The following is a 21196-nucleotide window of genomic DNA, read 5'->3' as shown; positions in this document are numbered from 1 at the left end:
GGGGAGCGGGCATGGACGAAGAGGAGCTTGTGGAGGACGCCAGAGGGCGGTCATTCCCGAGCGAAGCGCACGCGCACGATCGCGGGAAGGAGTTTGGCGAGCACCGGTATGTGCGCTATCCAGGGGCCCAGCCGCGCAGGGAAGGTTCTGAAACGGCGGTAGGGCTCGTTCTGCACCGAGTCGATGTGTGGGCACCATGCCCTCAGCACGGTCTCGATTTCGTCGCGATTGATACCCCAGGGCATGGGCGGGGCGCGGTAGTGGCTCGTGATATCGAGCCCGGCCATCGTCTTGCGCGAGAACCAGCGCGGAATGGTGTCGAACATGAGTTCGCCCCCTTTGAAGCGCCTCGCCATCGCCGAGATCAGGTACCCAACCTCGTCTTCGGGGAAATACATGAACAGGCCCTGGGCGGTGACGAAGACACCGTTGCTCGCCTCGACCTCATCCATCCAGCTCAAGTCGAGCGCGGAGCGCACAACATGGCGGCATCGCTCGCTGGGTGCCAGGTAGCGCTCGCGCACGGCAATCGCGTCCGGCACATCCACACACAACCAGCGCACCCGTCCATCGTCGCAGCGCTGGAACTGCGTCTCCAGCCCGCAACCGAGTTCGACCACCGTGCCGCCGGGATGCGCGGCGAGCCACGGACGCAGCGCCTCGTCGAACATCTGCGAGCGGGTGGCGTGCGAACTGTCGGGACGGCCGAAATGGGCCCGGTAGTCAAAAGCGATGGACTGGAAGATGCGCTCGGCCGCCGGATCACGAAACCAAGCATCGGGCCGCAGGGATTCGGTGGCGCGGTTGTGCAGCGTCCACAACATGGTCTGCGGTACGCCGCATAGCACCGGCGTGGCATCAACTGCGGAAACGGGATTGAGCGGTGCTTGGGACATGAGTCGATCAAGGGAATTCGATGGATCCGTGGTGGTGCAAAAGCAAACGCCCAGCCCCTCGGACCCACGCAAGGAAAAGTTACAACCCTGTTCAATAATAATGATTCGTATTACGATTGCCACCCGGAACGGGCTCATTGCTGCCCGCATCGGATCAACGGAGGCAAGAGGAAGCGATGCAGTGATGCCCAGGGCCAACGCAGCTACTTCGATACCCCATCTCCTGGCCACGGAGATGATCAGAGACCCCAGCGAAGCCTTGGGGCTGGACCTTGTTACGTCCAGTCATCGGCGGGTGGCGACGCGAGAGGGCGTGCAGCTGATGCACTGGTCCACGCGTCTGGCCAACCCGATCGATCTCAGCGTGCTCGATGACAGCGGGTTCATCCATTTCAGCTACGTATTGCTGGGCGAATCCCTCGCGGTGCTGAACGGCATGAAGGGGCAAGGTGTCGGCCGGCGGATCGACGAGCGTCAGGTTCACGCGGCCAGTGGCAACATCGCTTTTGGCCCCGATCAGTGCTGGCGATTTCACCAGCACGGTGTCTATGAGAGCGTTGGCGTCATGGTGCGACATGACGCATTCGAGGAACTGATGGGCGACGCCGAACCGACGCTGCGTCGTGCGCTATCAAATGGACTGTGTTTTGAGACCGGGCTCCGCGGCACGGAATTGCATGCCACGGCCCAAGCATTGGCGCACGCGATGCGGTACCGTCCGGGCGACGGCGAATCGTCAGGGGACCGGCACCCCTTGTGGCTGCAGGCACAAGGACTGACGCTGGTGAGCCTGCTTTTGGAGGCGCGGGCGGATATAGGTGGCACAGGCGCATTGGACCGAGCAGATCAAATGCGTCTGGCCCGTGCGCGCGCGCATCTCCTGTCCGATCTGTCGCAGCCTCCGCTGATCCTGGATGTGGCGCGCGAGAACGGGCTGAGCCCGGCGAAACTGAAGCGCGGGTTTCGCGCGCTGTACGGCTTCAGTGTGTACGGCCTGTTCCAGCATGAGCGCATGAACGAGGCGCGGCGCCGCCTGCTGAGGGACGATACCAGTGTGTCGGCAGTGGCGTGCGATCTGGGCTACTCGAACATGAGCCACTTCTCAGCGGCATTTCGCAAGCAGTTCGGCGTCAATCCGGGAGAGGCCAGACGGCGCGGCCGATGATCCAGCTGGCAATGGGCTCCTATGCGGATTTCTGCTTCCGAGTGGTAGTCGGATAGCCGAATGCGAAGAAGAAATGAGATACGCGAATCGTCCCGTGCGTGGGTGCAAGCGCGGCATCCCGCTCGTGTTCCGTATCGAAATCCGCCCCCGTGAACATCGCAGAAGGCCGGGCATAAGGGAGGCCCGAAGGCAAGCGCCGCAAACGCAGAAACGTGGCAAGCGCAGCGTCCTGGAGTGCCTCCCTGATGGGTGGCACCACCTCAGGCTCCGGATCCAGCAGAACTCCCACCATGGCCGCAACGGCCTCCTTTCTGCTATAGATGCCCGTGACGAATCGCCCCAATCCCTGGTCTTGTAGATAGTGGTCACGGTGTTTCTTCTGGCGACCCAGGCGTTTGAACTCGAAGACCAGCTTCATGCCGCGGACGTCATCGTTCCAGCCGTAGACAATATCGGTCCGACGCTCCTCAAGCATCGCGCCAGTGTTCGGATCAACGTCCCCGATGATGTCTTCGGCAGCCCACATACCGAGCAAGCCGCGTTCCCGTGCGACGTGGTTCTCAACGTACACCTTCAGCCGTTTGGTCAGCCCATCTTCCTTCGTCTTGGGATTGAAATCCGGGCGCGGCCGTCCCGCCAATTCTGTCCAGCCCTGACGCAGCGCCTCCACGGCCTCCGTGGCCGGCTGGATCGGAAAGGCAGCAAACCAGTCGACTGGAGACATCATGCCGTCGCCTCCCCCTTCTCGACGGATTGGCGCACTTGCACACCACGGACGATATGCTCGGCATCTCGAAGAGCCTTTCGCACTGTCCAGTTGCGCTTGGTTAGCGGCCGCACAAGGTACAGCGCGCCATCAACCCAGAGATGCACATCCGGCACCAGGCAGAGGAAGTCTCCCGATGGAATCGCGCAAAGCCCCGCTTTTCTCAACTCGGCGAGTGTCGCAAGCACCAACTCGTCATTCATCGACGCGCTGACCTCGGGCCTGTCAGTGGAATCTCCCAGATACGAAATCCGCACGATGCCTGACGGCCCAGCGCGACTCGGATCGTTCGCAACCACATCGACACGGAATCGGCCTTGGCCGCGTGCCTTCGTTCTCCACGCAGTCAAGGCATTGGCGAGTGCCTGCGCATAGATGCCGAAGTCCTCGGCGCTGGCCCTATGCTGAGCTGGGGTATCCAAACTTTTGAAACTGCGCGGCCGCACAGAGGGCATGAGGACGCGAACCGATTCACGGATCAGCGTCTGCTCTTCACCGGAGAGTCCGAAATAGGAAAAAACCGCCGCGTCAAACTCGTCACGCAACTCGTCGTAGCGGGATGCTTGCTCAAGTTCGGGCAAGGCCATCAGTTCCGCCATGCGAGCCTGAACCGCCAAGAGCGCGTCCCGTGCCGCCGCCGGATCCGGCGCATCCTCTGGCACAAAGAACGGGAAGGTTTCGACGTCAGCCAGATGCACGCCGTTGCGTTCGCACAGCATCTTCCAGCCACGCATCATGAGAAAGTAGCGGGCGAGCGTCGAGCGCAGATACGCCGCAGTGAACTGAAGCAGGGCAGCGTCCTCCTCGCGGCCAGCGATCACACCGATGCTGTGGGTGAAGGAGGCCTGCCCATCGTAGTAGACCGCGCGAATGTTCTGCTCACCCTTGGAGAAACCATCCGGAAAAAGCACTCGCGGTCCATCGAAAACGGCACGCACCCCTTCGTTCAAACCCACGACCGTGTCCTGAGCCTCAGGCCACTTGGCTAGCAGTTCGGGATGAAGAACAGGCGATCCCGCACGCAGCGCCACAATGGGCACGAATGGCATCTTGCGCAGCTCGCCGGGATCGACAGCCTCACGGCTCTTGTCATGGAGATGGATCCCCTTTCGATATACCCAGCGCCGAAACTCGCGGGGCCCACGCCAGAAATCGGCAAACGTACCGCGCAAGGTCAACCGCGTCCAGATGGACAGGTCACTGGCATCTCCCCACATCATGGCGACAAGCAGTTGTGGATCCTCGGCAACCGAGCGGGTCTGCAGCGTGTGGCGATCGGCGGACTGCATGGTCAACCGACCGAGGGCAAGACTAAGGTCGGCTTTCGGCACCAAATAGTCGAACGTCTCCCCAAACGGAATGTGACTCAACAAACCATCCGGACGTCTCTCCCCCAGGAAGATATGGCACGTGTTTTCAGCCGTAGGAAACAGCAGCCCCTGCAGATCGCCAAAGTTGATCAGGCGCGACGGTCGGTATCCCTTGAGAAGGTGAGCGACAAAGTCCGCGCTGGAGGCGCCAAGAAATTGGCCGATGGGAAGGATCAGGCAAGCTCTACCGCCTTCCGAGAGAAATTCAAGCGCGCGCAGCGCGTAGGCACCGGCGATCTGCCGCCGTGCAAAAGGAACACCAGCGCGATCCGCCCAGTCATCCGCCGACGTTCGGCTCTCGCCCTCAGGTTCTGCCCAGGGAGGATTGGAGATGACCAATGAAAAACGGCGCGTGTGGAACGTGTGGGAAGTCCGGAAGAAGTCGGCCCGTTGGCTGCCATGGGCGAGGTTGCTCCCATTGAGGGAGGGCAGCTTCGTTCCATCGCGCTCCTGTGCCGCCAAGATGTCCGCTGGGGCCAGCCCCTCAAGGAGGGATAGGTACAGGCTGAAGGCCGTCACGCGGCACGCCATGAAATTGATGTCGCCGCCAAAGATGCTGCGCTTGAGGAGCTCACCCCGCTCGGCGAATCCGAGTTGCCGCCCCTGCCGCGCCTCGCACAGTGCAATCAGGCGACGATAGGCTGTGGTCAGCAGGATGCCTGAACCGCAGGCTCCATCAAAAATCGTCTCCGCCAGCGGATCGGGCGAGGCCATGAGCGCCTGTTCAACCGCCAGCATTGCCAGGTTGCGGGGCGTGTAGTAGGCGCCATCTTTGGCCTGCTGCTCTGGCGTCAGAAACTTCTCATAGAGACCGGAGAGCAATTCGACGGGGATGTAGCTGAAATCGTAATTCCAGAAATCGCCCTGCCCCGTCTCCATGTCGGTTCGGCGCAGAAACTGGTTCAGAAAATCGAATCCGTCATCTGTGAGGGCGGTCCAGGGATCGTGCCGGTCGTCGCCCAGGAAATCGCCATTGAAATCTCCGCGCAGACGATCGACCAGCACGCGCACGCCCTCGCGGTCCATTCGCGCAACGAGGTCATGAAGCTCACCGACATCGCGACGCCCGCGATAGGTCACTCCAACAATCTCCCGATGCTCCAGATAGGAGATGAAGAGCACCTGCCCCATGAGCAGCTCTGCCCATCGCTTGCGGTCACTGGTCTTTGCAGCGCCACGAAAACCAGTACCCGCAAGTTTCGACACTGTCACCGACAAGTTCGCAAGCAGCTTGCTGTCCACCCGAGCCTTGACGTCGAACCAAGCCGGCAGCCTTCGCGACAGATTCGCAGTGGCGACGTCGAGGGCGGAAAACGGACCATCCGGCCTGGCTTCTTGCAAACTGAAACGCTGCTCAGCCTTCTGGAGCTTTCGTACCGGAAGCGCAACCGCTTCGCGGTCGCGCAGCTCGATCACCACCGTTGCCAGGTTCTGATTCCAAATGCGTTTGCGGACATCGTCGAGCGCAGAAGCCGACAAAGGCTGGTCATCCGCCATGAAGACAACGGTTGGCACGCCTTCCACCACGAAGACCGCCTGAGCCCGAACGGCCCCGTCCGGCTTGAGCAGCGACTTGATCTCCAACGCATAAGGGTGCGCTTCGGAGATCGCCGCACCGCGGACGTGAAGCGCCGCAGGCTCGGCGGCATAGCCGAGCCTGTCCAGCCACTGCTTCAGCACTGCGCCCGCCACGCTACACCCCTCTGCGCATCAAACCGTGCCTACCACGCACTGCGACGCTCCAAGCTTGGCGGCTCATGCCGACCTCCTCTGGCGGGGGCGACTCACCGCCTTGACCGTCGGGGTATCGCGCGTGGCAGGCAAGGAGAAAAGATCGAGTTGACCAGCAGCCACATCAGGCAAGGCAAAACCGTCCCGCAGGACAGCAAGGTGCGGATCGAGACGAACAACGATGGCATCGGCTTCGGACGGCAGCGACCCATCATCCAGAAAGAACCATGCGCCTCCGGGAGCCAACGCCAAGCGCCGGCCCCAAAGCGCAATGAAAGAGGTTGATCGCAGTGCCTTGCGCAACTGGGCGAACGCGCCTTGATGCGTCTGCAGCTCAACAGCAAACTGGTCGCGAAGAAGCACGGCCAGCCGAAGAACGAGGATGGTTTGCCAACTGAACTGTGCAGGCGATCCTTTCGTCTTCGGACGCACGTCCGCCGGCACCAGCGCACGTCGACTGGTCCACTCGCGAAGCTTCTCTATCGAAAGGCCCGTAAGCTTCGATGCCACCGGGGTCGGAACCAGTCGCATAGCCATCCTTTCAACAGAGTTCGCCAACGTCGGGTATGGTACCCGATTTCCTCCAAAGGTAGGGTACCGTACCCGAACTTTTCCTCCCTCGGAGGACGCCGTGTTCAGCACACCGCACAAGCAGGCAATGTCGGCATCGGCTGATCGGTCCACCAGGTCCAGGGCGGCGGCGATATCCGCGCAATCACCTGCATTTTGGCCGCACGTTCCTTTGCCTCGGCGAACGCGCTGACCACGTGAAGGGCGACTGGCTCGGCGCCGGTGTCAGTCAGCAGTGCGTTCGGAAACCCCGCCGTGCTCCTCGCGTCGTAACCCAAGGGCTTGATGAAACGCCGCTGTTGTTCCACCAGGGCGTGGATGAGTTCAATTTCGTGCGCGCCCTCCACCGGAATCCAGTGTTCGGTCGTCAACATCAAGCTCAACGCATCCACTTCATAGACGTGCTCACGTTTGGCACGGATCAAGGCCGTCAACACCAAGCGCGGCCGGTAGCCCACATCTGCGTCCTGCACCTCGAAGTACGCCGCATAGGCCCGCCGAGCGCGCTCCCAGGTCTTGTCGGCGATGAGCAGCGGCGCGTCGGGCATGTGCTTGATCCACACGCGACGCCCGAACGCTGTCGCCTCGCAGGTCTTGAACTCGCCCAGAACCACCGCCAGCGGCGAATGGCCATCACGAGGTTGCAGGACCGCGAGCTTATCGCGGCGGCGCTGGGCGGCCGCAGCTTTCGAAGCTTCGCTGAAGAGCTCGGGAACATGAAGGCGTTGAGAAAGCGGCTGTCCCTTGACGATCATCTCCGCCGCAGCCTCCAGCAAGTGCTTGCAGATGACACCCTGGTTGCGCTTGCCCGCCATGGCGGGCAACCAGCGATTGAAGCCCGCCCGTTCGAAAAGGAAGTGCGTCAAGGCGCGCAGGCTCATCCGGCGACGCGGGACGTTGATCTCACCCGGATCATGGGGCTCGCCCGGCGCGACACCCCGTCCGAGGACGCGCACCCACGGAAAATCCACGCGCAACTCGACGCTGCCCGCCAGGGTCTCGATGATGGCCTCCCCCATCAGTTCGCCGAGCCCGGACTGCTGGGCATCCGGCTCATAGGACGGGCACTGCGGATGATGCTGCCCACCAGTGCCCGGCATGCGCTTGACGACGTACTGCCGGTGGCGCGCCACGTACATCTCGACACCGTCAGGCACGCACAGGCAACGCGGCCGATCCACCCCCTCGCGCACGCGCGCCAGAACCTCCTGCAAGCGAGGATCCAAAGCGTCATACACCTGTCCGGCGATGGAATAGCGCTGAGCGTCCATGGAGGTCTCGAAAAGCCCATCGTGCCGCCAGCAAGGCAGGAACGCCATCCAAAATCACTGCTCTATCGGCCCGATTTCGATGTCAGCCCCCGTGTGCGCGGTGCAACCAGATGAAGGTCTACGGAGTCGAATACCTTGTAGCAATACGAGGGTTCACCATGACCACCAGAACGTTCCGCGCGCTGTGCTGTGTCGCAGCCTTGTCGGCACCCGTGCCGCCTGCTGCAGCCGACGTCGGGGTGCAGTTCGTCCATCCCGAGCACTATGCCGACGCGGGCGACTACGGCGTGCGCTCCCAGCGCAACCTTGAGTCCATCAGGCGGCACCTGCAGGCCCTGGGAGATCGCTGCCTGCCGGCGGGCCATACGCTGGACATCCGAATCACCGACCTCGACCTGGCGGGCCGACATGAGTGGTGGCGCCCTGGCACGTACGATGTGCGCATCATGCGCGGTGTCACGTGGCCGCGGGCGGACCTCGAGTACCTCTGGAAGGACGCTCAGGGCAAGGTACTCGCCGAACAGCAGGAGCGTGTTTCGGACATGGACTACCTGTCTCGCAGTGCCTTTGTCCGCTCCGATGGCGATCCGCTGGTGTACGACAAGGCCATGCTCACCGAGTGGTTCGAGCGGCGATTCTGTCCGCAACACCGTGGCTGAGGCACCCGCGACAAAGCGCAGCCACGCGGTCAATCCAGGCGAATCCGAGCCTTGTCAAGTCGGCGAGAAGCGCCTACATCGGGTCGAACCCCACCCGCCGAAGGACTGGCGCGCAACCCGCCAACGCCTCGTCCAACGTCAGCACCTCCTCAATGTGATGGGCGCCCGGTGTCAGACGGCCAGCCAGCAGCGTGCGAGCCACCCAGGCGGCCACCGCAGCCGTGCATGCCGCCTCCCCCTCTCCGGCGACGGCCCAACTCGCGCGATCCCCAGCCTGGCTGAGGGCATCGACCTGGACCATGAATCCATTGCCGCCGACCGGCGCATGCGCGGCCGCCCAGGCCAGTGACTTCGCCAAGCCGTCCAGCGGCAGCCACCGCCGAACGCGCAGGCGCGCCATCCAGGCAAAGGCCTGCGTCACCAGCCGGGAATCGAAACACAGCCAGGCAGCGGCCGACTGCAAAGCCAGGGTACGCGGCAGCGTGTGCTGCTCCGAGAAGTCGAAGCGGTAGGCGGTTCTTCGGCCGTAGGGCGCTGCGAGCCGCACCGGCCGCGAATCGCCAAAGGCCCGAACCGCTCTTGGACCGGCTGGGGTCTGGAGCGTGAACGCGGCGCCCAAACGGTCCAGCGTCCAGCGGATGGCGGCCAGGCCGTGGACCTCGCCTGCACCCAGCAGCACCGTGACGTCCACGTGCCGCAGCGGCCCCAGGTGGTCGCAGGCTTGGCGCACCAGCAGATTGGTGAGCCCCGGCGCGACGCCGACGCTCAGGACCGCACAGGAGCGCCGACCTTCGCCCAGCGCCCATCGGGTCTGCACTGCATCCAGCACCGAAGCCGTGGCCGAGACGTCGACGTAGTGAACGCCGGCGGCCTGGCACTGCGGGGCGATTCGCAGGCTCGCTTCTTCGACGCAGTTGACCACCACGGTGATTCGGTGCGGCAACACCTCGATCAGCGAGAAATCCTCATCACGCAAGGCAACCGCCGTCGTCCGAGGGCCATGGGCCTGGCAGAACGCGCGAGCCCGCTCCAGGCTGCGTCCAGCGACCAGCACATGGCAGGGGCTGTCGCGCAGCAGGGCGCGGACGATGCCGCCCCCCACCGCGCCATAGCCGCCGACAACCAGTACCGCCGGGTCGGCGACCACCGTCACGTCATCTCTCTTGTTCGTCATGACGTGGACGCTCCTTGCCGCAGACGGCGTCCGGCCAGCGCCGTGCACAGCGCGAGCGCCGCCAGTGCACCCAACATCGCCGCGTCGCCAAAACGGTCAAGCAGCAGGCCCGCCACGGGCGGCACCAGCACGCGGCTCAGCGCGAACAGCCCGGCCTGCAGGCCGTAGTCGGTGGCCCGGCAGGCATCGCGAGAGAACTCCATCATCAAGGCAAAGGCGAGCGAAGACGCCAGCCCCATCGCCAGGGCCAGCGCGGCGCTGCCCGCCAACAGTCCCCAACGCGCCTCCACGCCAAGCTGAAAACCCAGGACAGCGGCAAACAACCCGAGGGCCAGCACATTGGCCCACGCCGACAGCCACGCCATCGACATCAGGCGCTCCCGCCGCACCCAGCCTGCCGCGAGGCTGGCGCCAGCGCCCAAGGCCCCTCCCCCCACACCGGCGACCAGCGCCACCTGCGCAGCGGGCAGTCCATGGTCCAGCAGCAGCGGTTTGAGGAACACCCAGGCGGCCGCGACGAAAGGAAACTGCCCGGCCAGCAGCAGCGTCCAGGCCGGCGCCCCCGGCTGCTGAAAGAAGCCTCTCCAGACACGCCAGGGCGCCAGCCTCGACACGGCGGCCCCTGAAGACATCGCCTGCGGCGATGGAGCGGATCCACGGCCCAGCACAGCGACGATCACCAAGGCGCTCGACACAGCTGCGGCCAGAATCAGGAAAGGAAGCGCCCAGCCCCTGGCCTGCTGGAGCAGCAGCATGAGGCCACCGCCCACGACTGCACCTGCAAACGTGGCCGCAGCGCGGATGCCGCCGGCCAGCGGCCGGGCCTGAGGTGGCAGCAGCCCGATGGCCAGCGCCTGCACCGGGATGTCGGCCCAGGTGGACAGCAGGGCCGCCAGCAGGGCCAGCGCAAAGAGCGTTCCCTTGCCGGCATCCTCACCCACTGCCGCCAGAGCCAGCAGGCACAGCGTGAAGCCGCCGCCCGTCAGCCAAGCCCAGCGCTGCCAGGCCAAGACCCTGTTCGACGGGTCGAACGCTGGATCCGACGACAAGGCAGAGCGCCGCCGGAGCAGCCAGCGCTCCACCGGAATCGCCAGCAGCGCCTTGAACACAGCGGGCAGACCGGCGAGTTGAAAGACACCGATCTCCGTACCCGACCAACCCTGTTGCCGCATGATCAATGGCAGGCCCAGCCAGAGGTAGATGGCGGGCGCCGTCAACGCAAAGTTCACCCAACCAAACAGCAGCTGCTGGACGCCAGGACGCAGCGTACCGTTCATGGCACCTCGCGCCGCGCCACGACGACCTGCTGCACGGCCATGGGAAACTGACCGGACGCGAATTGCTCGATGCGCACGAAGCCGACACGCGCCATGGCCGCAGCCAGCTCCCCCTCATGCGTCACGTGCCGCCCGAGCATGCGCAGCGGCAGGTACCACGGCACCACGCTGCGCGCTCCACCCTGCTCCTCGGGCAGTTCCGCATGCACCGCCACCAGCACGCCACCCGGTCGAAGGGCGGCGAGGATCTTGCGCAGGGCGGATTCGATGTCCGGCACAAAATGCAGCACCGATGAGCACCAGATCAGGTCGTGGTCCGACCCGATGTCGTCCGCGGCCAGGCTGCCGCCGCGCGTGGACAGCCGGTGGCCAAGCCCCCGTGCCATGATGTTCTCGGCCGCCACGGCGACCGTCTCGGGGAAGTCAAACACGACGCCCTGAAGGTCCGGGCGCCGCTCGGCCAGCGCGATGGCCACCAGACCCGGGCCGCCACCCAGATCGAGCAGGCGCTGCGCCCGCTGAAACTCCGGCAGGCGCGCCATCACCTCGACGGCGGCCGGCGCGGTCACCGCACGCTGCTCCTGCGCGATCTGCACCCGCGCGGCGGCCGCCCACTGCGCTGCGCCACCGGAGGGGCCGTGGTCAGCCGAAAGCGGGAGCTTCGGCACGCCCGGACCGTGGCGGACATGCTCACCGAGGCTGTCGACGAACCCGCGCATGGACCGCAGCCGGAACAGCCAGGCCTTGGCGCAGGACAGCTCCGAGCCGTGGCCAAGATAGGTCCGCACGCCCGCTTCAAGGCGATAGGTCGGCTTGTCATCGGTGGCGCCGTCGTCATCGACCTGGCCTTCGTCGTGGTCGCGGCCATGGCCTTCGCGCTCCAGCACCCCCATGCTCCACAGGAGTTCCAGCAGATGGGCGGTGCCGACGGGGTGCAGTTGCAGGCGCTGCGCCAGCGTCGCGGCGCCGGCCGGCTCGAAGAGCGCATCCAGCACGCCGAGTTCGACGGCAAGCCGCAGGCCCTCGGCCTGCACGGGAGCGACCGCCAGATCCCACCAGCGGCGCAGCTCATGTGTTTGTTCGAGATTCATGAGATCGGCTCCCTGTCGATCAAAGACGGAAGGTCAGGCGCAGCCCGGCTTCGCGGGGTGGGCTGTAGATCGTGATCGTGCTCGCGGGGAACCCGATCACGTCGTAGTGCTTGTCGGCAGCGTTGTTGACGTAGGCCGTCAGTTCGGTGCGGGTCCACGCATAGCCGGCCGACAGGTTGATGACGGCATACCCCGACCGCTTGTTGGCCGCCGTGTTGGCCGCGTCGACGTAGACCTTGCCGGCGCCGGCGGCCTGGGCCTGCGCAAACCAGCCCGAGGGCGCGTCGTAGCGCACGCCGAGATGGCCGTTGATGTCGGGCGCAAAGGGGTTGCGCTTGCCGGCGTGGTCGTTGGCGCCGTCGCGAAACTCTCGGAAGCGCGTGTGGTTGAGCCCCAGCCCCATCTGCGCCTGCCAGCCGCTGCCGACCAGCCAGCGCAATTCGGCCTCGGCGCCGGTCGAGCGGGCCGAGGCGGCGTTGGTCATGAACACCTGCCCGGCCACCGAGCCCATCTGCTGCACCTGCATGTCGTCGATGTCCATGCGGTAGACGGCCGCGCTGTAGCGCAGGCGCCGGTTCAAGAGGTGGCCCTTGGCGCCCAGTTCGAAGGCACGCACCTTCTCAGGCTCATAGCGGCGATGGGTTTCCGGCGCGAAGGCATTGAATCCCCCCGCACGAAACCCGTCGGACACGCTGGCGTAGAGTTGCGCCGCAGGCTGCCACTGGTATTGCAGCGCGAGCTTGGGGCTGGCATGCGTCCAGCTCCGCGTCTGCTCGCTGCCGCCGGCCAGTGCAAAGCGCATCTCGTCGCGCTCGACGCGCAGGCCGGCCTGGATGGACCACAGCGCCAACCCCAGCGCCGTCAGCGGCACGTCCCAGTGGGTGAAGACGGCAGTGGAGTCCCCCTTCTGCGTCGACCGCGTGCGCGCCAGTGCGAACGGCGTCTTCTGCTCGAAGTTCAAGGCGTTGTCTTCGCGGTCGAGGTAGACGCCGGCGAGCCAGCGCGCCTCACCGGCCTTGCCCTCCAGGCGCAGCTCCTGCGACACGGTCTTGAAGTGGTAATCGCGCCCCAGGTGCAGGAGATCGGCCGGCTGGAAGTCGGTGTCCTGAAGAATGCGGTCGAAGTACTCGTTGTGTGCCGTGATCGAGCGCAAGCGCAGGTCGTCGGCCAGCTCATGGGAGACATCCAGCGACGCCGAACGGGCCTGGGATCGGTTCCAGCTCTCGGTTCCGGAGCGCACCCTCTCTCGTGCACCGCCCGTCGGCCCCCACAGCGAACCACCGTCGTCGTACTCACGTTGGTTCAGCCGCAGCGTGGCATCGGTCCGGGCGCTCGGCGTCCAGCGCAAGGCCACGCGGCCGCCCTTGCGCTCGCGGTCATCCTCCTTGCGGCCAGAGTAGGTGTTGTCGATGAAACCGTCCTGCCGAGCGAATTCGCCGGCCACGCCCAGGAAGAGCGTGTTGTCCACCAGGGCCCGGCTCGCATCGAAGCGCAGGGCCTGCTTGTTGCGGCTGCCCAGGTCGAGCGAGACGGCGGCATGCGGTTCATTGCCCGGTCGACGGGTGACGATGTTCACCACACCGGCCTCGGCATTGCGTCCATAGAGCGTCGACTGAGGGCCGCGCAGCACCTCCACGCGTTCTACTCCCAGCAAGGCGTCGTCGAAGCCCAGCCCGCGCAGCGTCGCCACGCCATCCACCACCAGCGCGGTCGATGACGAAAACGAGGTGACGTTGGCCGACAGCCCGCGCATCACCGGCGGCTGTGCGCCCGACTGCCCCATGGTCTGGAACGCAAAACCCGGGGTGATCGCCGCCACGCCCTCCAGACCGCGCACACCGTCGGCTTCGAGCTGCTCACCGTCGAAGACGGACACGCTGGCGGGCACACGCTCGAGCGTTTGAGACTGCTTGTTCACCGTAACGGTGACAGCCGGCAGCACGTGCTCCCGTTCCTGCTCCCGCTGCGGCTCAGGTGCCTGCTGCGCCGTCGCCGACAGGGCTGTCACCATCAGCGGCAGCAGCCCGCTTGCCCGCAAGTAGAGGGTGGGCATGAGTCGTTCTCCTTGAGTATCAGACGACTTCCATGCTAAGAAGCAATGAGAATTGTTCTCATGTAATTTCGATGGCAATCGGGAGGGTTTCGTATGCAAACGGGAGCGAGGTTGGGCACGAAGGTTGAAGAGGCGCGCGCCGTGGGGACGACAGGCCGCCTTCCCATCTCAGGCAACGGCTGCTGGATCGACCGCGCCACACTCGACGATGGGCTGACGGTGGTTCGCTCGCACTACCAACCGACGCGGGACCTCGCCGAGGCATCCACCCAGAACGAGGCAGGGCCGACACTGGTGATCACGTACGGCTTGTCGGGCGAGTCCGGCTTCGTGGCCGAGGATGGCGCCAGCCTGCGCTTTGGCGCCGGACGCACCACCCTCGCGGCCTTTGCTCACACGCGCGGCGAGCGGCACTTTCGGGCGGAGACGGCGGTTCGCCAGCTCAGGCTGGTGCTCAACGGCAACGCGCTCTCGCGCTACCTCGGCGAGGCGGCCATGACGCACTTGGCCAGTCGCAAGGGAATTCGTCTGCTGGGTGAGCACCCGACGACGGCCTGGTGCCGCACTCTGCTCCATCCGCTGCTGTCGCCCGAAGCGGCAACGCCCGTGGATCGGCACATCGCCGCCCTGACCCTGGCGGCCGAACACCTGCGCCCACTCATGCCAGCATCGGTGCCGAGCACCTCATCCCTGCGCCTGAGCGCAGCCGACGTGGAAAAACTCTCCCGAGCCCGCGATCTGATGCACACCCAGATGGATCGCGCGCTGACGATTCCGTACCTCAGCGTCACCGTCGGGCTCAACGAGTGCAAATTCAAGCAGGGGTTTCGTGAGCTCTACGGCGCCACGCCGCACCAGTTCCTGTTTGAACTGCGCATGCGGCGAGCACGAACGCTGCTGCAGTCCGGCTGTCAGGTAGCGCAGGCCGCCTACGCGGTCGGTTACAGGCACCCGGCCAGCTTCAGTGCGGCCTTTGCGCGCTACTTCGGGCAGGTGCCCAAGTCGGTGAGCCCGGGTTGACATCCCCGAGCGGGAGGACCCTCCCCAGCACAACGCGAAGAAGCCTCGTCAAGATCATGCCAAAGTCATGCACATGTCTTGATTCCTTTCATAGCGGGTGGACTGGATCAGGGTCAATGCAGAACACGTGGAACTTCGGTCGTTTCGGCTTCGCCGCCATGATCGCGTTCAGCCCGAGTTGCGCTGATGGCTTGGCCGTGCTGGCGCAGCAGTTGGGCAATCTCCCTGCGCTCACCATGAGCCGACTGAAACTGCGCCAGCGCGAGAAGCGAGCGGTGCATGTGGCGCGATGCGGCCTGGCGCAGCCCGGGATGCGCCTGCGCGTCGTTGATGACCGCCAGCAGGCTGCCGTGCGCATGACACAGGGTCGCCGAGGCTTCGGGCAGCCAGCCGGCACGGGCCTGCGTGTCGGCGAGATTGAAATGGCTCACCATGGCAGCGGCCAGTGCATCGTCGGGAGTCGGCCACTGGTTGAAGTGCGCGAGCGCGAAGACCCGCGCCGCCTCGCAAACGGCGAGTGCCCGCAACAACTCGCCGCGGCGGAACAGATCCTTGCTCTGGCGGGCGAGCTCCTCCCAAATCTGTACCGGCCCAGGATGGGGTTGGGGAGCAAATTCCGGAGAACTCACGGGTTGCCTCAACGATCACCAGGCCGGGATCACTTGGCCTGGGCCAACGCCTTGTCAAAGCGGTCCTTGCCCATGGCAAAGGTCGCCTGCTCCTTCGCCGCTGCGGCCTTGGCATCGGCCAGATTGACCGGCTTACCAGCCTGGATCACACCGACCATACCCATCATCTTGTGTGGCTGGCAGGCGTAGAGGTAGACGCCCTCCTTCTCGATCTTGACCTTGAACTCCTTGTCCGGGTCACTCTTCCAGCCGGTCGCGCCCGCCGGCACCAGCAGCGAAGCGCTGTTATGAGCCGCCTTCTCGGTCGGAGTGAAGATGACCGTGTCACCCACCGCCACCTTGACGAAGGCGGGTTCAAACACCATGGCCCCATCCTTGCCGGAGCTGAGCATTTTCACGGTGTGGTCCGAGGCTTGCGCCGACGACATGGCCGCCAGCAACAGAAGCGCGCCCAGGAAAGTGCTCGGGCGATGGGCAACAGAAGAGCGGTGGGAAACAGCAAGAAACATGGCAAAGCTCCTTCACGGGCAAATGGAATTCAATCGCTTCATCGGTCCGGCTGGTGCATGCCGGCGCAATCCGGGCAGTAGCCGTAGAGAACCAGCCTGTGACGGCTGAGCTTGTACGCATGGGTCGCAGCCACATCCAGCAGCAGCCCCTCTATCGCTTCGTTGCGAAACTCGTCCACCCGACCGCACCCGAGGCAGACCAAGTGATCGTGGTCGCCGCCCTCGTTGACTTCGTAGAGTGTCTTGCCCGACTCGAAAACGTTGCGGGACAACAGGCCGGCCGACTCGAGTTGTGACACCACCCGATACACGGTGCCCAACCCCACGTCGCTCCCTTGCTGGACCAGCCGCCGAAAGACATCTTCAACGGACAGATGACGTTCGCTACCAGTGCGGAAGATCTCCATAACGAGGCGACGCGGCAGGGTTACCTTCAGGCCGACACTTTTCAGATCCTGGTTGTCCGTCCCCTCAATGGTCCTCATACACAGATACCGATTTGTTGAATACGATCTCGCTCCACAGGCCTTCGCGACCATCGCTCATGGCAGCCCACCACTCTGTCAACCAGGACGTCCAATCCGTGAGTTTGTTTAGCTCGAGCGGTCTTTCCACTCAACTCTCTTTGGAACCCCGTCCGCACCCAATTTGCACAGATCAGGTCGGCAAGAACCCGGTGGGGGCAGAAGCCAGCTATCACTGCATGCCCGGTAAGCACCGCGGCAATACCTTGCTCAGCCCCCCGGCTCGGTGACGAAGCCCAGCTTCAACACCCCGGCCTTCTGCACAGCCGCCATCACCTTCACGACGCGCTCGTAGTCCACCTTGCGATCGCCGCGAATGAAGATTTCAGGCTGAGGCTGCTGCGTGGCGGCCGCTTCAAGGCGTGAGGTCAGTTGCGCCTCATTGATGGTGTCGTCGTTCCAGTGCAGCGCTCCGTCGGCGGTGACTGAGACATTCACGCTCTCGGGTTTGACAAGGTTGGGAGTATTGTCCGCACGCGGCAGATCCAGCTTCACCGAATGCGTGAGCACCGGCACCGTGATGATGAAGATAATGAGCAGCACCAGCATCACGTCCACCAGCGGCGTCATGTTGATCTCGCTGACCATGTCGTCGCTGCTGTCGAGTCCGCTTCCAAAGGCCATGGCGGTACTCCTCAAGCCTGGGCCAGGGCGCGTGCGGGCACGGCCTTGCCGTTGCCGGCCCCATTGCCGCGCGCCACCGGTGCGCCGGTCAGAAAGTAGGCGTGCAGTTGCCGAGCGAATCGGTTGAGCCTGCCCAGCATGCCCTTGTTGACCCGCATCAGCGCGTTGTAGCCCAGCACGGCGGGGATGGCGACGGCCAGACCAAAGGCCGTCATGATCAGCGCCTCGCCCACCGGGCCGGCCACCTTGTCGATGCTGGCCTGTCCTGCCACGCCGATGCCCACCAGCGCATGGTAGATGCCCCACACGGTGCCAAACAGGCCGACAAAGGGCGCGGTGGCCCCTACCGAAGCCAGCACCGACAGGCCACTTTGCAGGCGCTCGGCGCTCTCGTCGATGGCACCACGCAGGCTCTCGGTCAGCCATTCGGCCAGACTGATTTGACCGTGCAGGTCTTCCCGATTGCTGGCGTGGTGGTCGATGGCGGCCTTGCCCTCTTCGGCCAGGTGGCGAAACGGATTGCCCTCCGCATCACCACCGAGCATGTGCAGCCCCTCGCCGAAGCTGTGCGCATGCCAGAAGTCGGCCGAGGCGCGGGCCGAACGGCGCAACTTCACCACACGCCAGACGCGCGTGACGATGATGAACCATGAGGCGATCGACATCAGCAGCAGCAAAACAGCCACGGTACGGATCACCGGATCGCCGCCGCTCCACAGCGCGGCAATGCCATATGGGTTGTTGGTCATGGAGTGAGTCCTTTCTTGGGGAACAGGGAATGCATTTCGGATGCCGCGCCTACGAATCCAACTGGAAATCGAGCGGCTGCACGTACCAGTACGGAATGGGCTCATCGCCCCGCTTGGCGGGGACGTAGCGCCAGCGGCGGATCGCCTCCAGCGCCGCATCGTCCAGCCGCGGGAAGCCGCTGCTGCGTTTGAGCTTGATCTGACCAACGCTGCCGTTAGGCAGGATGTACACATCGAACAGCACGCGGCCCTCTTCGTGCAGGCGGCGCGACTGCGCCGGGTATGCCGGGGCGGGGTTGTTGAGCATGGCCGCGTCCGCGCGTGGTGGCGTGACGGGCGCGGCGGGTTGTTTGGCCTCAGGAGCGGCGGCAGGTGGCGCCGCCTGCGCAACAGCCGCAGTTGCCGCCTGCGGCTGGGCGGCTGGCTCGGGCGGCGATGCCGCCACAGCACGTTCCGAGGGTGGGGCTTTCGGGGGCAGCGGCGTCGGCCGTCGGCGCGGCACTGGCGTGGGCCGAGGCTGCTGCGCCATCGGTAGCGGCTTGGGCTCGACCGTCGCGGCAGGCGCCGATACCAGCACCCCCACTACCGCTGGCGGCGTGGTCAGCACCGGGCTGCGGTTCAGCGTGGTCGTCAACCACCACAGCGCGGCCAGATGTGCGGTACAGATCAGGACGAGTGGCGCGCCGTGTTCCCAGGCCAGGCGATGCCAATGTTCAGCGTGGAATGATGGGGAGGATCGCGTCACACGGGCGCCCTTTCGTTCGGTCTTGTCTTTGATGATGGGTTCGAGTTCGATGTCGGACGCAGGGCGAACGCCGCAGGGCCCCTCAGCCACAGGGGAGAGATTTCGCAGAAAGAGTGGTGCCATGCTCATCCCCTCAACGCTCCAGGTTCCACACCAGCTTGAGCATGGCGCGGGTCTGGTTGGGAAGCAGATCGCGTTGCGCTCCCGTGTAGCCCAGACGGTCGAGTGAGAAAATGAGCTCCCGATCGGATGCCAGCAACCAGCGCAGGCGCGCGCTGACACCCACTTCGTTCGACACGTTGTCCCACTGCAGCAGCAGGCTCTGCGCCAGGCGCGTGTTGGGCGTGTGATCGAGTCGCAAGGTGGCCGTACGAACGGTGAAGCTGCCCGCCGGCAGGCGAATCGCGTTCCTGGCCAGGCCGGCCCGCCAGCCCCAGTACGGACTGGGTTTCCAGGCCAGTTGCAGGACCTGGTCGTCACGGTGGCCGTCGTAGTACCCGCCGCTGCGCAACTCCGCATGTGCCGAAACCGGGCGGGACGCCGAAGTCTCAAGGTAGCCGAACAGGTAGTGCCAGCCGTAGCTGCCGGGCTGCACGGTGACACCGGGCACCGGGGTGTAGGCAGAGGCCAGTTGGTCGCCCTCAAAGAACACTTCGACCATCGCCGTATCGCCCGCCGCATTGATGTAACCCAGCTCGGGATTCAACAGCCACGAGTGCTCGCTGCCGTCTTGCTTGCGCCGAAAACTCCAGTCGAGTTCGGGGATGATGCTCTCGCCCCTGCGCGTGCGATGCCACCACCCCAATTCGCCCTGCCCTCGCGTCACGCCGGCTTCGGCGAGGTAGCCGAGGGCCGGATTGAAGCGTGCATCGATGTGCTGCACTTCGGCATTGCCGGTGAGACCCACGTTGGGATACTTCACGCTGGCGCCCCAGGAGCGGCCGTTGCCCAACCCGGCATTGCTCGATTCCAGCATCCAGGCATGCGTCTCCAGGGTCTTGCCCCCCTCCCCGCCCGGCGGCGCCCAGTTGGTGTCCCGGAACTGGTAGTCCACACCCCACAGGCTGCTGCCTGAGGTACCTTCAGGGTTGCCGCGGGTGGCCATCAGTCCTACGCGGCTGCGGCTGTCCAGCGGACGCGCGACGCGCAACACCGCCACTTCGGCGGCGCGTTGATTGGGCTCGCCGGGCTCCGTCGGCCCTCCCGCCACGCGTGCGCCGAACAGGCCAAAGTCAGTCCCGGCGAGCTGGCCCGAGAACTTGAGACCGGCATCCAGGCTGCGCCTTCGCCCGGTCGCGTCCAGCCCGACCCGGCGCGAGTAGTACGGGATGACGGCGCTCTCCACCAATCCACCGAAGGTGAAACGCCCCGCGTCTTGCAAAAAAAACTCGCGTTTCTCGGGGCGAAAGAGTTCGAAGCGCGTGAGGTTGACGGTGCGCTCATCTGCTTCGGCTTCACCGAAATCGATGTTCAACGCGGCAGTCGTGCGCAGCCCCGAGGGACTCTCGTGAAACACTTCCAGGCCGGGCTCCAGGCGCTGCCGCGCCCGGCCGGTACCCGACGCGGCGGCCGACTCGCTGGTGGCGCGCAAGGATGTCTTCAGGCGCAGCCCCCATCCGTCCTGGTCCTCGGCAACGACAGCCGGCATGGGCAGGGCGTCGCCCAGGGAGTACACCTCCTTGTCGGGCTGGATGCCGGCCAGCCGCACACGCTCGCTGCCCCGCGGCATCCAGCGCTCGGCATTGACGCGCCAGTTGCGCACCTCGTCCCCGCTGACTCGGCGCCCGCGCCCGAACACCGACAGGGGGATCGTGATGTCGGCACTCCAACCATCGGCCTCGATGCGCGCCTCGCTGCGCCACAGCGCATCCCAGTCGAAACGCATCTGGCCGCCGTCGAAGATCAGGGCGTCGAACTGGGCACCGTTGGCATTGACGGCGAAGAGGTAGCCGTTGCGGCCGTCCCCATCGGGGTCGAACACCAGCGTTACCTGGTCTTCGGTGAGCATGCCCTCCACGTCCCGGCGCATCTGCTGCGCCACGATGGCAGAGGGCTCGGGGTCGTAGGCATGCACGTGGATGTGCAAAGCCTTGCCGTCGTGAGCCATGCGCAATTCGGTTCGGCGAGTGGGGGCACCCCCAGACACGGGAGCCACCTGGACGAAGCCGCCGATCGGTGCCGCATCAGCCAGTGATGACACTGGATCGCCAGCGGGCGTCGTCGCAGGCAGACGCACGGCAGCGGCCAAACGTGTCGGCGCTGGAGGAACGGAATCCTGCGATGCCATCACCGAAGATACGGTCAATACAACGGCGAAGGCTGCTGCCCGGCGGACAAGGCCAGACCTGCGCCCACCCGTGGGCGCATGGTGCC

At 65.1% G+C, this 21196-nt stretch carries 19 protein-coding genes; 3 read left to right on the top strand and 16 right to left on the bottom strand.

Features of this window, described 5'->3' with window-relative positions:
* Positions 1-50: 50 nt before the first annotated feature.
* A complete protein-coding gene (locus G7047_RS02700) occupies positions 51-896 on the bottom strand; it encodes a class I SAM-dependent methyltransferase (protein WP_205904705.1) in 846 nt (281 codons plus the stop codon).
* A gap of 235 nt (positions 897-1131) precedes the next feature.
* Here G7047_RS02700 and G7047_RS02695 point away from each other — a divergent pair, with 235 nt between their 5' ends.
* Positions 1132-2061 (top strand): AraC family transcriptional regulator, encoded by a 930-nt coding sequence (locus G7047_RS02695; RefSeq protein ID WP_166300473.1) that lies wholly within the window; start codon positions 1132-1134, stop codon positions 2059-2061.
* 19 nt (positions 2062-2080) lie between these two features.
* On the opposite strand, the gene G7047_RS02690 is transcribed toward G7047_RS02695, so the two are convergent.
* The 4 genes from G7047_RS02690 to G7047_RS02675 all read right to left on the bottom strand — a co-directional run bounded on the left by G7047_RS02690 (position 2081) and on the right by G7047_RS02675 (position 7769).
* A complete protein-coding gene (locus G7047_RS02690) occupies positions 2081-2788 on the bottom strand; it encodes a hypothetical protein (RefSeq protein ID WP_055399685.1) in 708 nt (235 codons plus the stop codon).
* Positions 2785-5889: a class I SAM-dependent DNA methyltransferase gene (locus G7047_RS02685; RefSeq protein WP_166300470.1), complete on the bottom strand. Its 3105-nt coding sequence runs from the start codon at positions 5887-5889 to the stop codon at positions 2785-2787. The genes G7047_RS02690 and G7047_RS02685 overlap by 4 nt, the downstream gene beginning before the upstream one ends.
* Positions 5890-5952: 63 nt before the next feature.
* Positions 5953-6459, bottom strand: a complete 507-nt coding sequence (locus G7047_RS02680) for a hypothetical protein (protein ID WP_166300468.1) — start codon at positions 6457-6459, stop codon at positions 5953-5955.
* Between the two features lie 104 nt (positions 6460-6563).
* On the bottom strand, positions 6564-7769 hold the full coding sequence (locus G7047_RS02675) for a DUF1173 family protein (RefSeq protein WP_205904704.1): 1206 nt from the start codon (positions 7767-7769) through the stop codon (positions 6564-6566).
* A 158-nt stretch (positions 7770-7927) separates the two neighbouring features.
* Here G7047_RS02675 and G7047_RS02670 point away from each other — a divergent pair, with 158 nt between their 5' ends.
* Positions 7928-8428, top strand: a complete 501-nt coding sequence (locus G7047_RS02670) for a DUF3016 domain-containing protein (RefSeq protein ID WP_240939348.1) — start codon at positions 7928-7930, stop codon at positions 8426-8428.
* A 73-nt stretch (positions 8429-8501) separates the two neighbouring features.
* Here G7047_RS02670 and G7047_RS02665 read toward each other — a convergent pair whose 3' ends face one another.
* The 4 genes from G7047_RS02665 to G7047_RS02650 are packed head-to-tail and all read right to left on the bottom strand — an operon-like array spanning position 8502 to position 14023.
* The gene (locus tag G7047_RS02665; protein WP_166300464.1) at positions 8502-9602 is read right to left on the bottom strand and encodes a saccharopine dehydrogenase NADP-binding domain-containing protein; all 1101 of its coding nucleotides are present in this window, start codon (positions 9600-9602) and stop codon (positions 8502-8504) included.
* Positions 9599-10879, bottom strand: a complete 1281-nt coding sequence (locus G7047_RS02660; RefSeq protein WP_166300462.1) for an MFS transporter — start codon at positions 10877-10879, stop codon at positions 9599-9601. Before G7047_RS02660 ends, G7047_RS02665 begins: the two co-directional genes overlap by 4 nt.
* On the bottom strand, positions 10876-11970 hold the full coding sequence (locus G7047_RS02655; protein WP_166300459.1) for a methyltransferase: 1095 nt from the start codon (positions 11968-11970) through the stop codon (positions 10876-10878). Before G7047_RS02655 ends, G7047_RS02660 begins: the two co-directional genes overlap by 4 nt.
* Positions 11971-11989: 19 nt before the next feature.
* Positions 11990-14023 carry a TonB-dependent receptor gene (locus G7047_RS02650; protein WP_166300457.1) on the bottom strand — a complete coding sequence of 678 codons (2034 nt, stop codon included), beginning with the start codon at positions 14021-14023 and terminating at the stop codon, positions 11990-11992.
* A gap of 93 nt (positions 14024-14116) precedes the next feature.
* Between G7047_RS02650 and G7047_RS02645 the strand changes: the two genes are divergently transcribed.
* On the top strand, positions 14117-15043 hold the full coding sequence (locus G7047_RS02645) for an AraC family transcriptional regulator (RefSeq protein WP_205904703.1): 927 nt from the start codon (positions 14117-14119) through the stop codon (positions 15041-15043).
* A gap of 113 nt (positions 15044-15156) precedes the next feature.
* Here the strand turns inward: G7047_RS02645 and G7047_RS02640 are convergent, their stop codons facing one another.
* The 7 genes from G7047_RS02640 to G7047_RS02610 all read right to left on the bottom strand — a co-directional run bounded on the left by G7047_RS02640 (position 15157) and on the right by G7047_RS02610 (position 21128).
* Complete coding sequence (locus G7047_RS02640; RefSeq protein ID WP_166300455.1) at positions 15157-15672, bottom strand: hypothetical protein; 516 nt, start codon at positions 15670-15672, stop codon at positions 15157-15159.
* Between the two features lie 29 nt (positions 15673-15701).
* Positions 15702-16181: a pseudoazurin gene (locus G7047_RS02635; protein ID WP_166300453.1), complete on the bottom strand. Its 480-nt coding sequence runs from the start codon at positions 16179-16181 to the stop codon at positions 15702-15704.
* A gap of 38 nt (positions 16182-16219) precedes the next feature.
* Positions 16220-16666: a ferric iron uptake transcriptional regulator gene (gene fur, locus G7047_RS02630; protein ID WP_166300451.1), complete on the bottom strand. Its 447-nt coding sequence runs from the start codon at positions 16664-16666 to the stop codon at positions 16220-16222.
* A gap of 249 nt (positions 16667-16915) precedes the next feature.
* Positions 16916-17329, bottom strand: coding sequence for a biopolymer transporter ExbD (locus G7047_RS02625; RefSeq protein WP_166300449.1), 414 nt, complete (start codon positions 17327-17329; stop codon positions 16916-16918).
* A gap of 11 nt (positions 17330-17340) precedes the next feature.
* Complete coding sequence (locus tag G7047_RS02620; RefSeq protein ID WP_166300447.1) at positions 17341-18078, bottom strand: MotA/TolQ/ExbB proton channel family protein; 738 nt, start codon at positions 18076-18078, stop codon at positions 17341-17343.
* A 49-nt stretch (positions 18079-18127) separates the two neighbouring features.
* Positions 18128-18946 (bottom strand): energy transducer TonB, encoded by an 819-nt coding sequence (locus tag G7047_RS02615; RefSeq protein WP_205904702.1) that lies wholly within the window; start codon positions 18944-18946, stop codon positions 18128-18130.
* A 10-nt stretch (positions 18947-18956) separates the two neighbouring features.
* Entirely contained in the window at positions 18957-21128 is a 2172-nt protein-coding gene (locus G7047_RS02610) for a carbohydrate binding family 9 domain-containing protein (RefSeq protein ID WP_205904701.1), read from the bottom strand.
* Positions 21129-21196 lie beyond the last annotated feature (68 nt).

The sequence above is a fragment of the Diaphorobacter sp. HDW4A genome (assembly GCF_011305995.1).
GTDB lineage: Bacteria > Pseudomonadota > Gammaproteobacteria > Burkholderiales > Burkholderiaceae_C > Diaphorobacter_A.
The sequence above is the reverse complement of the archived record's forward strand: the minus strand, read 5'-3'. Positions and strand labels throughout refer to the sequence as shown.